We start from the raw sequence: 12,730 nt of genomic DNA on the forward strand, positions 1-12,730 counted from the left end.
CTTCGACGTCGAACGGGCTGATCACGGTGCACTCCCGTTGCGGATCGACCGGTCAAGGACCGCGACGACTGTAGCGGGCACACGTATCGAGACCCACCCATTGACACTTTGTGTAGCCCTGGTCATCCTACGTGACATATCTCGGGACTTGAATCGTATCAATGCCGTCGGCGGCCACGAGCCTGGCGCACCGCTCATGCCGCCTCGATCGCTGATCCACCGACGACCTGATCCACCGACGACCTGAACCCCGCCGCACGCCGTCCGCCGCCGCGAAGACGCCCGCCAACACCGAACCATCCTCAACGTGGAGGAATCATGACCATGCAACGACGTACGTTCCTGAGCGCCGGCGCGGCCGGCGCGGCGGCCGTCGGACTGTCCCTGCTCGGTGCCGGTCAGGGACTCGCCACCATCGGCGCACAGGGCGCGCCGACCACGCCGTACGCCGTGGGTGTGCGCCAGTACAGCTGGATGCGCGGCACCCGCCGGATCACCACCTCCGTGTACTACCCCGCCAAGGGCACGCCCGGCGGCAACCCCATCGCCAACGCACCCGTGGCCGACGGCGTGTTCCCCGTCTGCGAGTACACCCACGGCAGCGGCAGCAGCCCGCAGGGTTCCCTGTCGCACATCCGGCCCATGGCCGCGGCGGGCTTCATCGTGCCGGGACCGCACTTCGGCAGCAACGTCGGCGACACCTACAACGGCAACCTCGGCCGCGACGTCTCCGAGGTCATCACGCGCACCCTCGCGCTGAACACGGCCAACGACCCGTTGCGGGGCCACATCAACACCACGGTCGGCGTGGGCGTGTACGGCTACTCGATGGGCGGCATGACCACGCACAGCCTGCTCACCATCGCACCCGACCCTCGGATCGTCGCTGCGGTCCCCATGGCCTGCGTGGACATGGGCAACCCGGCACCCTCGGTCAGGGCCAAGGTCCTGTTCATCCACGGCGACCGGGACCCGCTCTGCCCCTACCCCTCCGCCCGCCAGGCCTACAACGAACTGCCTCGGCCCAAGGCGTTCCTCACCTTCCGCGGTGGGGACCACGGCAGCTACTGGGGCGACTCCCGCACCCGCAACACCTTCGTGGACTGGATGCGCTGGGGCCTGTACGCCGACACGGTCGCCCGTGACCGCCTCCGGACCGATGCCTCCTCCAGCACCACCACCTGGGAGACGGCCTTCTAGCCCGGAGCGACCCGCCGCGTCCAGGCGGTCAGGAGGGCGACCGGGCTGTCCTGACCGCCCCACCCCGGTGCCCACCGGTCGGTGGCGATCCGGTGTGCCCACATCCTCCAACGGCTCCACCCGCAAGCGCTTTCCAGGTCGGTCACAGCACTTTCTTCTCCGTTGCCCCGGTGTGCAGGAAGGTCGGGATCCATGGTGGACAGCGAGTCGAACGGATGGACGCGCAGGTCGTTGTTGCGCGGTATGGCGATCGCGGGGGTCACCCCGTTGCTGCCGGGGATCGCGGTGGCGGCGCCCGGGCAGGACGGGGTTGCCGAGGACGGGTTCACGCTCGTCCAGGACGGTGTCCCGGTGGACCTGTTCGTGGACCAGGTGGACGATCCCGCGGTCGCCCGCGCCGCCGGTGACCTGGCCGCCGATGTGGAACGGGTGAGCGGCGTGCGGCCACGCCTGCGCCGCAGCCCGTCCGGGATGGCCGGGACCGCGGTGCTGATCGGCACCATCGGGGCGAGCCCGGTCATCGACCGGCTGATCGCGGAGGGCCGGTTGGACACCGCGGAGGTGGCGGGCCGGTGGGAGGCGTCGGTGGCGCAGGTCGTGGAGAGCCCGCTGCCCGGCGTGGCCCGGGCCCTGGTGATCGCGGGCAGCGACCGGCGTGGCGCGGTGTACGGCATCTACGACACCTCGGAGCGGATCGGTGTGTCGCCGTGGTACTGGTGGGCGGACGTGCCGGTGGAACGCCGCGCGACGGTGGGTGTCGAGGCGGGGCCGGTGAAGCGCCGTGAACCGTCGGTGCGCTACCGGGGCATCTTCATCAACGACGAGCAGAACCTGACCACCTGGTCCAACCGGACGCAGGAACGGGACAAGAAGATCGGGCCCGAGACCTACAAGAAGATCTTCGAACTGCTGCTGCGGTTGAAGGCCAACTACCTCTGGCCCGCCATGCACCCGTACACCGACCACTTCAACAAGTACCCGGAGAACGCCCGGCTCGCCGACGAGTACGGCATCGTGGTCGGGTCGAGCCACCCGGAAGCCCTGCTGCGCAACGGTGTCCACGAGTGGCAGCCGTGGGCCGAGGCGCACCGCAACCCGGACGGCAGCCTGCCGGTGTACGACTACACGGTGAACCCCGCCACGATCGCCGCCTACTGGCGCGCGCGTGCGCGGCAGAACGCCGCCTACGAGAGCTGCTGGACGATCGGCATGCGGGGTCTGCACGACTCGGCGTTCCAGACCCGCTACGCGACGACGGTGCCGCAGAAGGTCGCGGTGATGAACCGGATCATCACCGACCAGCGCCGCATCCTGGCGGAGGAGGTCGGCCCCGGCGCCGCCCCCCAGATCTTCATCCCCTACAAGGAGGTCCTCGACCTCTACAACGCGGGCGTGCAGGTGCCCGAGGACATCACCCTGGTCTGGCCGGACGACAACCACGGCAACATGCGGCAGATGCCCACCAGCGCGGAGCAGCGGCGCCCGGGCGGCAACGGGCTCTACTACCACATCTCGTACTGGGGCAGCCCGAAGAGCTACCTGTGGCTGGACACCACCCAGATCGGCAAGATCTGGCAGGAGTTGCGCCGCGCCCACGAGCACCGCGTCGACCGCCTGTGGGTCATCAACGTCGGCGACATCAAGTCGCAGGAGGCCGGGTTGTCCTTCTGCATGGACCTCGCCTGGAACATCAACCGGTGGGGCCCCGACAACGTCGAGGACTTCCTGGTCGAGTGGACGGGCCGGCAGTTCGGGCAGCAGCACGGCACCGAGATCGCCGCCATCCGCACGGAGTACTACCGCCTCGCCGCCGAGCGGCGCCCGGAGTTCGCCGACCGCGGCACGATCTCCCTGATCCACCACGGCGACGAGGCGGGCGCACGGATGACGGCCTACCGGAACCTGCTGGAGCGGACGCGGGCGCTGGGCCGCATGCTGCCCCCGGCCTACCAGAACGCCTTCTACGAGCTGGTCGAGTACCCGGTGCACGGCGCCTACCTGATGAACCTCAAGTACTACTGGGCGGACTGCAACGCGCTGGCGTCCAGGCAGGGCCGCGGAGCGGGGGTGAACCGGTACGCGGACCTGTGCGACGCAGCGCACGCGGAGGAGGAAGCGCTCACCCGGCGCTACAACACCGAGATCGCAGGCGGCAAGTGGAACGGTGTCGTCAACCCCTACCCCTCCCAGATCCCCAAGGCGCCGGGCCGCCCGACCGTGGTCCGGAAGACGTCGCAGGACGTCTCGGGGCTGGGAGTGGCAGCCGAGGGCAACGAGACCGGGACCGCGCGGCCGCTGTCCTTCTCCTCCTACCCGCGCGATCGTCGTTTCGTGGACGTCTTCAACACCGGGTTCCGCTCCTTCACCTGGCGCGCCACGACGAGCCACCCGTGGGTGCTGGTGAGTTCGACCTCCGGCACCATCACCGACCAGGCCCGCGTGTGGGTCTCCATCGACTGGGCGCTGGCACCCCAGGGCAGGCACGAGGCGACGGTGACGTTCACCGGTGCCGGGAAGAGCGTGTCCGTGCCACTGCGCGTCAGCAATGACGGTGAGCAGGCGCGCAGGAGCGCCACGGGGTTCGTCGAGGCCCACGGCTACGTCTCGATCGACGCGGCGCACTTCCACCACCACACGCCGCGCAGCGGCGCGGACTGGCGCCCGGTGCGCGGACTCGGCCGGCGGCAGGCGGCGGTGGAGGCCGTGCCCTCGACCGCGGCACCGATCACCGAGGACGTGACGAACCGGTCGCCGGAGCTGTCGTACCGGATCCGCTTCGCCGGCACGGGCACCTTCCCGGTGACGGTGTTCCGGCTGCCGTCGTTGGACGCGCGCGGGAGACGACGGCTGGCCATCGCCCTCGACGGCGGTCCCGCCGTGGTGCTGTCCGGTCAGGCCATCGCCACCGGCAGGAGTGATGACGCCTGGGCGCGGAACGTCACCGCAGGCGTGGAGAAGCTCACCGGCTCGCTGACCGTCACCACGCCCGGCGAGCACGTGCTGCGCCTGCTGATGGTGGACCCCGGCATGGTCGTGGACCAGATCGTGGTGAACACAGGAGGCCTGCCGGCCACCTACCTCGCCCCGCCGGAGAGCTACCACCCGGGGGCGGCGGGTCGCTAGGGACGGACGGGCCCTCGCCACGACCGACCCGGGATCGACCGTCGGTCACGTCGCGGGCCCGGCCGTCGAGTACGGCGATGTGCCCCGCGACGACATCGCCACGTTCATCGACGCCCTCCACGAGCCGCGCTTGAGCCGCGTGCTCGTGGAGGGCGCCTCCGGCGACACCCCGGTCGCGGACGGGCCGAGAGCCGGGCTCCGGTGCAGCACGCACAGCTCACCCACCGCGTGCACGACCGGAGGCCGGCTACGAGGATCCAGCGCCGCTCACCTGCTCCCGCACGACCGGAGGCCACATTACGAGGACCCGGCGCCGTTCACCCGCTCTCCCGCACGACCCGCACCTCACGCCCGGGCACGACCAGTTCGTGGTCGACGGTCTCCCCGGTCACCAGCTCGACCCCCCGCACCGCCAGGCGGCGCTCCTGCTCGCCGTGGTTGAGGGCGAAGACCCACGTGGTGCCGTCCTTCTCGCGGCGCACCACGTCCAGTCCCGCCCCGCCGCCGGACGGTTCGACGCCCGCGTCGTCGAGCACCTGCCCGACGAACTCGTCCAGGCTCTCCGGCTCAAGGGCGCACGACACGTAGTAGGCGGCGCCCGAGCCGACCGCCCGCCGGGTCACCGCGGGTCCACCCGCCGTCGGACCACCGGCGTAGCGCGCGACGACCTCGGCGTCGGTGACACCCATGAGCTCCGACCACGAGTGGAACGCCGCCCCCGAGTCGAGCTCGCCGCGCTCACCGGGCTGGAGGGGGAAGAACTCCTCCGAGCGCACGCCGAGCAGCTCGCGGAACGCGCCGGGGTAACCCCCGGGCCGCACGGCGTTCTCGTGGTCCACGATGCCCGACATCCAGGTCACCACGACCACGCCGCCACGTTGCGCCACCGCGGCGACGCGCGCGGCCGACTCGTCGTCCACGAGGAACAGCGTCGGCACGATGACCAGGTCGTAGGTGCTCAGGTCGGCCCAAGGGGCGACGACGTCGACCAGGACGTTGCGGGTCCACAGCGCACGGTGCCAGCTCCGCGGTTCGTCACCGTAGTCGATACCCTTGTGCGGCTTGAGCCCTCCGGCGAAGGCCCACGCCGCCTGGTCGTCGAACAGCAACGCGACCCGCGCCGGTTGGACGGTCGAGCCCCGCACCTCGGCGAGACGGCCCAGCACCGCGCCCAGCTCCCGCACCTCCCGGCCGATCTTGGTGTCGGTACCGGCGTGCGGCACCATGCCCTGGAGGAACTGCTCGGCACCCCGCAACGACGCCCGCCACTGGAAGAACAACGCGCCGTCGGCGCCGCGCGCGATGTGCCCCAGGCTGTCCCGGACCAGCTCACGGGGTGCCTTCGCCCGGTTGACGCGGTGCCAGGCGTGGGCGCTGACCGAGTGCTCCATGAGCAGCCACGGGCCGCGACCGGGGGTCATCCCGCGCACCCGGTCACCGCAGAAGGCGATGTCCTGCGCCGACAGCGGATCGGTCGGGTTGGTGTAGTGGTCGTTGGCGACGACGTCCACGTGCTCGGCCCAGCGCGGGTAGTCGACGACGTCCTGGTGCGGGCCGACCATGAAGTTGGTGGTGATCGGCGTGGTGGGGGCGAACTCGCGGATGACGTCGCGTTCGGCTCGGAAGTGGTCGAGCAGCGAGTCCGAGCAGAACCGGTCGTAGTCCAGCACCAGCGCCGGGTTGTGCGTCTCGATGCCGCGCGGTGCCGGCACCTGGTCCCAGTCGGTGAGGTAGAGCCCCCAGAACGCCGTGCCCCAGGCCCGGTTGAGGTTGTCGAGCGAGCCGTAGCGCTCGCGCAGCCAGCCGCGGAAGGCGGCGAGCGACTCGTCGCAGTGGCAGCGCGCGTTCCCGCCGCCGAGTTCGTTGGCGACGTGCCACAGCACCACCGCCGGGTGCGCGGCGTAGCGCTCGGCCAGCGCCTTCGTCATGCGCAACGCGTAGCGGCGGAACGTCGCCGAGTTCGCGCACCAGCCCAGCCGCGCTCCGGGCCAGCGCCGCGCCATGTCGGCGTTCATCGGCAGGATCTCGGGGTGGGCGGCGTACAGCCACATCGGCGGCGCGGCGGTGGGGGTGGCGAGGTCGACCGCGATCCCGTTGCGGTGCAGCAGGTCGATGACGCGGTCCAGCCACGTCCACTCGAACACGCCGTCGGCCACTTCGAGGGCGCCCCAGCTGAACACGCCGAGGGTCACGATGTTCACGCCCATCTCGGTCATGAGGCGCACGTCCTCCTCCCACACCTCCGGTGGCCACTGCTCGGGGTTGTAGTCCCCGCCGAAGCCGAGTCCCGAGGTGGGCCAGTGCGTCGTCATCCGTTGAGTCCTCCAGTCGGGAGCGCGTCGCGGTGCATTCATCGTCAGCGGCGCCAGGGTCCGGGTACTGGTGCTGCCGGGAGGGCGCGAGGTGGCGCTCGCCCACCCGTCCTCGGACGGGTGGGCGAGCGCGGTGCGGGACCGGGGCGGATCAGCGGCGGACCCACTGCTGGTTGGCCGCGCCGTTGCAGGTCCACAGCAGCACCCGCGTGCTGTTGGCCGTGCCGCCGGCTTCGGCGTCGAGGCACAGACCGCTGGCCTGGTTGGTGATCGTGCCGTTGGTGTTGACCGACCACCGCTCGTTGGTCACGCCGTTGCAGTCACCGATGGACACCGCGGTGCCGGCGGCGGTGCCGTTGCCGTGGGGCTCCAGGCACTTGGAGCCGTACACCCGGAGCTCGCCGGACGACGTGCCCGCGAAGGCCTGGTTGGCGCCGCCGTGGCAATCCCACAGCGCGACCTGCGTGCCGTTGGCCTGCGACGCGCCCGGCACGTCGACGCACCGGTTGGCCGGCGTCGAGACGATCGCGGTTCCACCACCACCGCCACCGCCGTAGACCGAGGCCTCGGTGGAGGTCGACCTGATGCCGTTGGCGCCGTTGAAGATGCGTTGCCCCCACGAGGTCAGGCTGTTGGCGTTGAACCCGTTCGTCATGTCGAGGTACTGGACGGGGCTGCCGTTGCCGCTCCAGGACCAGCCGAGGTAGCCCAGCCGCCGTGACTGCGTGGCCGACAGGATGGTGTTCTCGTCGACGTCGCCGTCGGAGTGGTTGTGGCCGAACTCGCCGACCACGATCGGCAGGCGTGCGTTGACGAAGGCGTCGAGGTAGCCGGTGATGGCGCTCGCGGTGCCGTAGACGCCGTACATGTGGATGGAGAACACGGTGTTGCGGAGCGAATCGGCGTTGAAGACCCTGGACGCGTTGGTGCGCATGGTGCCGGACCAGTCCTGGCCCCAGTTCGGTCCGTCGACCATGAGGGTGTGCGTCAGGCCGTTGTTGCGCAGCTTCTGGATCGCGCCGATGGTGTCGTTGGTCCAGCCGCCGGCGTTGTTGTTGCCGTACGGCTCGTTGCCGATGTTGACGATGACGTACCGCTCCTGGCCGACGATCGCGCCGCGCACGCGGATCCACTGGTCGGCGGCCTGGGAGAGGGTCGCTGCCTGCTGGTCGCCGTAACCGGTGGTGTCGTGGAACTCCAGCACGCAGATCAGCTTGTTCTGCTTGCACATCGACACGACGTTGGCGATGTCGGAGGCGCTGCGGCTGAAGTCCAGCACCACGCGGACCGTGTTCGCGCCCAGCCGCTTGATGTTGGCCAGCGATGACGGCGTCTGGCTCGCGTACCAGGCGTGCGGGTGGTTCACACCGCGCATGACGAAGTCCGAGCCGTTGGCGTCGTACAACCGCCCGTTGCTGACGTAGAAGCCGGTCGCGGCCTGCGCGGGGCCGCCCGCGACCAGCATCCCGGCGGTGAGCACCACCAGTGCGACCAGCGCGTGGAGAACTCTCTTGATCATCCCTGACCTCACGACGATGTGGGGGAACGAGTGGGCATGGCGGCGGTCCCGGCCCGGGTGCGAGCCCGGCGGTGTGCCGGCGCGGCCCGCGCCCGGGCGCCGACCGCTTGTCGATCGATGGGATCAGACGCGGTTCCACTTCTGGTCGGCTCCGCCGTCGCAGTCCCGGATGACGGTCTTGGTGCCGTTGGCGGTGCCGTCGGCGTCGAGGCACTTGGCGGCCCCGACGGCCCGGACCGTGCCGTCGGCGTTGATGGTGAACCGCTGGTTGGAGCCGCCGTTGCAGTCCCAGAGCTGCACCGCGGTGCCGTTGGCGGTGCCGCCGCCGTTGACGTCGAGGCACTTGGTGTTGTCGTAGACGCGCAGCTCGCCGGCGGCGGTGCTGGTGAACGCCTGGTTGGCCTGGCCGTTGCAGTCCCAGACCTCGGCGAGGGCGCCGTTGGCCCGGGAAGCGCTGGTGATGTCCAGGCACCGGTTGGACGCCGTGCTGCGCAGGGTGGAGGTCGACCCGCCGGGGTTGCCGCCGCTGACCACGTACATCGCCCCGCCGTGCGCCGGGACGGAGGCGCTGATCGCGCCACCGGTGGTGCGGGTGGTGTGCGCCCACAGGTCGCGCACCGAGTAGCTGCTCGCGGAGCCCAGCCCGATCTGCGACGCCGAGGTCGACACGGTGGCGGCCGAGGAGTTGCGGTTGAGCAGCACGACCGCGACGGAGCCGTTGGCCATGGGCTTGGTCCACACCTCGGTGTTGCCGTTGTCCACGAGCCGGTTGCCCTGCCGACCTCCCCAGTCCTGGTTGACCGCGATGACCTCGGTGTTCGTCAGGGTGGTCCTCGTGGCCGCGCTCATGGTGCGCAGGTCGTTCCCGGCGATCAGCGGCGCGTTGAGCAGGGCCCACAGGCTGAAGTGCGCCCGCGACTCGGTGTCGGACAGGCCGTTGCCGACCTCCAGCATGTCCGGGTCGTTCCAGGCGCCCGGGCGTGACGTGCTCGCCCACCCGGGCTGGGCGTCCAGGATGCCCATCACCGAGTTCCAGTTCGCCTGGATGTCACCGGTGGTGCGCCAGGAGTTGCCGGTCGCCGGTCCCCACTGCCTGACGTTGTCGTTGCCCCAGTTGCAGATCGCGAAGAAGATCTGCCGACCGGTCCTGGCCAGCGCGTCGCGCATCGCGGTGTAGCGGTTCTGGCCGCTGATGCCGCGGTGGTCGCCGCAGTTGTCGTACTTGAGGTAGTCGATCCCCCACGAGGCCCACAGGTCGGCGTCGCGCTGCTCGTTGCCGAGGCTGGCCGGGTACCCGGCGCAGGTGGTGGTGCCCGCCGAGGAGTAGATGCCCAGCCTCAGGCCCTTGCCGTGGACGTAGTCGGCGACCGCCTTCATGCCGTGGGGGAACTTGGTCCGCGAGGGCACCAGGTTGCCGCTGCCGTCGCGGGACATCTCCGACCAGCAGTCGTCGATGTTGACGTAGGTGTAGCCGGCGGCGGCCATGCCGCTGCTCACCATCGCGTCGGCGGTCTGCCGGACCAGGCTGTCGGTGACGTTGCAGCCGAAGCTGTTCCAGTCGTTCCAGCCCAGCTGCGGGGTGCGGCCCAGGCCGTTGTCCAGGGCCAGGGCCGAAGGGGCCGTTGACAGCACGACGGGTGCGATAGCAGCGATGAGCACCGCCGACAGCACTGCTCGCAGTGATCTCTGCACAGGGATCTCCTTGCCGACCCGGGGTGTCGGAACAGCGGTCGAACCGACGCGCGGCACCGGTGCCGCCCTCAGGGGATCGGGGGGCGTGGGCATCCGGGAAGTGCACCGGGATCCTCGGCAAGGGGAACCGGCGTGCGCGTGACACCGGGCGGGTGGCGGGCCCCGCTACGGCTGGCTCTCGACGCTGACTGTTTCGTCGTGTTGGAAGTTGCTCGAACTTGTCACACGGATTGCCGACATGTCAACGGCGGGTCCGACGTGAGACGGCACCCGGCCCACGGGTTAGTTTCAGGTCGGCAGTAACCCCTTGTCGGCTGTGCTGCCGGTGCGTTACGTTGCACCTGGTGTTGGTCGACCCACCGGAACTTCGTGCCGACGAAGGAGGTTCTGCTCGCGAGCGGACGAGGCGCAAGTCCGCGGAGCACCACGGCCGTGCCGTCAGCCGCGGGCACCGCACCCGCCTCGAACCGGGTTCACCGGCCGGAGCTCGGAACCGCGGTGCGCCGGGAGCAGTGGGCCTGGCTGCACCATGAAGAGCGCTCGTCGTCGCGCAGATTTGTTTGATCCTGTGCGATGTGTGCACCGGCCGTCGCTGAGGACCGGCGAACACCTGCACCAGCGCGGCGCGAAGGGCTCAGTACGGCAGGACGTACGCGTGGCTCATGTCGGAGTCGTGCTTGGTCGTCGAGCCGCGGGAATCGGTCAGCCCGACGGCCGTCCCCTGGATGCCGGCGGTCTCACCGCTCAGCCACTCGGCCTTGACGTAGGCGTTGAACCGGGGGATGCAGCCCGGTGCGTCGCTCACCGCGAAGTCCGCCTTGTTGAGCGGCACGTACTTGTGGTGCACCCAGTAGGGCACGTCGTGCGTGACCCCGACGCTGGTGTCGGTCTTGCAGAGCGTGCCGTCCGACTTCCACTGGTTGACGATGAGCGTGAACCTCACCGCCGCCGTCTTGTACCTGTCGCACGGCGTGCTCGGCCAGCAGATCATCAGCTCGACGTCGCCGACCACGTTGAGGCCCCGCACGGTCGGGGGGAGGTCGAAGTGGTCGAGCGCGGGCAGCCGCACCACCGGCGGGGTGGCTGCATTGAGGCTGTGCACCCCCGGGCTCACGCTGGACTGCACCGGTCGCCCGTCGGTGGCGTTGACGACCGAGGTGTCGGCGAACGTGATGTACCCGCTGACCAGCCGGTAGGTGGCGTCGTTCGCGTTGAGCGAGTTGCCCCGCACGTTCGCGGTGCAGGTGACCGTGCCGGCGACGCCGGGGTGGACGAGGAAGCGGGTGTAGAGCGTCACGTCCTGCAACGGGGAGCCCGAGTCCGTGTCGTACACGTTCTGCCCGATCACCATGTTCTTGCTCCAACCGCCCGGACCCCGGCAGACGACCTCGTTGTCGAAGAGGCTGCGGATGGTGGCGCTGTCGACCCGCATCTTCGAGACCACGTACGCGGTCTGCGTGGCGGTCACGTCCAGCGAGATGGTGCCCACGGGAGTGACGTTCTGGTCGACCCCGCCACCCGGTGGGAGCCCGGGCGCCAGGATCGTCCGCGGGGTGAAGGTGACGGATGTCGCCGCCTGGGCGGGTGTGGCGACCAGCAGGCCGGCGGTCAGCGCGAGCACGACCGTCGTGGCCGGGAAGCGGACGTTCATGTCGGATCTCCTCATCGGTGCTCCATGCTCGCGGACCCGACCGGTGCGCCGACCCGCCGCGGTGGGCCGGTCGGGGGCAGTCGACCGGCCGTTCAGCCTCACCCCGCTTCGATGGCTTGGACGATGAGCTCGTTGCGGGCGTCCTGGCCCAGTGGCTCGGTGGTGTGGACCCCGTCGCGGAGGTACGCCGTGAGCCTGGTCGGCTTGGCGGCGAGGAACTCGGCCCAGCGGACGATGCGCAGGTTCGGGTGACGGCGTTGGGCGTCGGCCAGCTGGAGGTTGATCCAGGCGCTGTTGCGCTGGTCGGCCAACTGGACGGCCGCCGGCTGACCGGTCCGGGAGACCTGGGTGTTGACCCAGTACACCTTCCGGGCCGGACCGACGATGCCCATCGCGCGGTCGACCTGGGCGGCGAACACGGGCGGGGTGAAGATGTCGTTCGACCCGGTCGCCATCAGGACCCGGCTCGGCAGGCCGTAGGTCTGCGCCCACTGCGCCAGCGCGTCGACGGCCGGCGCGGTCGGGCGGCCGGACCAGTTGTGCACGGCGATGACGTCGCCGGTCCGGCCGTGCAGTCGCTGGGCGAAGCTGTAGCCGTCCTGCACGGAGATGCTGTCGCCGAACATGAACAGCCCGTCGGTGTCGAGGACCGGCCTGATCTGGGTGAGGGTGGAGATCGCCTTCGACAGGTTCTCCCACGGACCGAGGGCGCCGGAGCCGTAACCGTCGGCGTGGGCTTGTCCCGTCGTCAGGAACGTGGAGCCGACGGCGACGGCTCCCGCCGTGAGCAGTGTCCGACGTGTGGTCGTCATTCCCGTGCCTCCAGGGTCTCGCGCAATGCGGTTCGTCGTCACCGTCGTGCCTGCTGTCCGAGGAACGCCGGGGCCGTCCGGCTCGTGCCGGCTGCCGCGACGAATACGGTGCGGATGGAGCCGTCGGTCGAGCGCCAGGTGAAGATCGGGCTGCCGTTGGAGAGGAGCAGGCCGGTGGGGTCGGTGGTGGCGTCTTCGAAGTAGTGCACCGTCCAGGGGCCGAAGCCTCCGGCCGGTGCGACCTGGCTGGACTGGTGGACGAGGCCGTCGGTGCCGCGCACCGCCAGTTCGACCAGACCTCCGGTGCGCAGCACCGCGGCGGGGGAGCCCGCGGCGGTCAGGTCACCGATGGTCTGCCAGGCGCCGGGGAACACACCGGCGGATTCGCGCTGCGTGCGCATGGTTCCGTCAGCCGCGCGGG

Annotated in this window: 9 protein-coding genes; 2 read left to right on the forward strand and 7 right to left on the reverse strand. The window is 70.4% G+C overall.

Going from position 1 to position 12,730, the window contains the following annotated elements; all coding sequences use genetic code 11:
• Positions 1 to 324: 324 nt before the first annotated feature.
• Both AB0K14_RS40530 and AB0K14_RS40535 read left to right on the forward strand, forming a co-directional pair.
• Positions 325 to 1,200: an alpha/beta hydrolase gene (locus tag AB0K14_RS40530; RefSeq protein WP_360466223.1), complete on the forward strand. Its 876-nt coding sequence runs from the start codon at positions 325 to 327 to the stop codon at positions 1,198 to 1,200.
• A 192-nt stretch (positions 1,201 to 1,392) separates the two neighbouring features.
• Positions 1,393 to 4,323 carry a glycosyl hydrolase 115 family protein gene (locus tag AB0K14_RS40535; protein WP_360466226.1) on the forward strand — a complete coding sequence of 977 codons (2,931 nt, stop codon included), beginning with the start codon at positions 1,393 to 1,395 and terminating at the stop codon, positions 4,321 to 4,323.
• A gap of 45 nt (positions 4,324 to 4,368) precedes the next feature.
• Here AB0K14_RS40535 and AB0K14_RS40540 read toward each other — a convergent pair whose 3' ends face one another.
• The 7 genes from AB0K14_RS40540 to AB0K14_RS40570 form a co-directional block, all read right to left on the reverse strand.
• A complete protein-coding gene (locus tag AB0K14_RS40540; protein ID WP_364340544.1) occupies positions 4,369 to 4,548 on the reverse strand; it encodes a hypothetical protein in 180 nt (59 codons plus the stop codon).
• A 92-nt stretch (positions 4,549 to 4,640) separates the two neighbouring features.
• The gene (locus AB0K14_RS40545; RefSeq protein ID WP_360466232.1) at positions 4,641 to 6,635 is read right to left on the reverse strand and encodes a beta-galactosidase; all 1,995 of its coding nucleotides are present in this window, start codon (positions 6,633 to 6,635) and stop codon (positions 4,641 to 4,643) included.
• A 151-nt stretch (positions 6,636 to 6,786) separates the two neighbouring features.
• Entirely contained in the window at positions 6,787 to 8,154 is a 1,368-nt protein-coding gene (locus tag AB0K14_RS40550; RefSeq protein ID WP_360466235.1) for a cellulase family glycosylhydrolase, read from the reverse strand.
• Between the two features lie 123 nt (positions 8,155 to 8,277).
• Positions 8,278 to 9,846, reverse strand: a complete 1,569-nt coding sequence (locus tag AB0K14_RS40555) for a ricin-type beta-trefoil lectin domain protein (protein WP_360466238.1) — start codon at positions 9,844 to 9,846, stop codon at positions 8,278 to 8,280.
• A 634-nt stretch (positions 9,847 to 10,480) separates the two neighbouring features.
• Positions 10,481 to 11,512: a hypothetical protein gene (locus AB0K14_RS40560; RefSeq protein ID WP_360466241.1), complete on the reverse strand. Its 1,032-nt coding sequence runs from the start codon at positions 11,510 to 11,512 to the stop codon at positions 10,481 to 10,483.
• Positions 11,513 to 11,595: 83 nt separating this feature from the next.
• On the reverse strand, positions 11,596 to 12,309 hold the full coding sequence (locus tag AB0K14_RS40565; RefSeq protein WP_360466244.1) for a hypothetical protein: 714 nt from the start codon (positions 12,307 to 12,309) through the stop codon (positions 11,596 to 11,598).
• A 38-nt stretch (positions 12,310 to 12,347) separates the two neighbouring features.
• Positions 12,348 to 12,730, reverse strand: a 383-nt coding sequence (locus tag AB0K14_RS40570; protein WP_364340549.1) for a hypothetical protein, incomplete at its 5' end; no start/stop codon positions are given.

The organism is Actinosynnema sp. NPDC050801 (assembly GCF_040673975.1).
GTDB lineage: Bacteria > Actinomycetota > Actinomycetes > Mycobacteriales > Pseudonocardiaceae > Actinosynnema.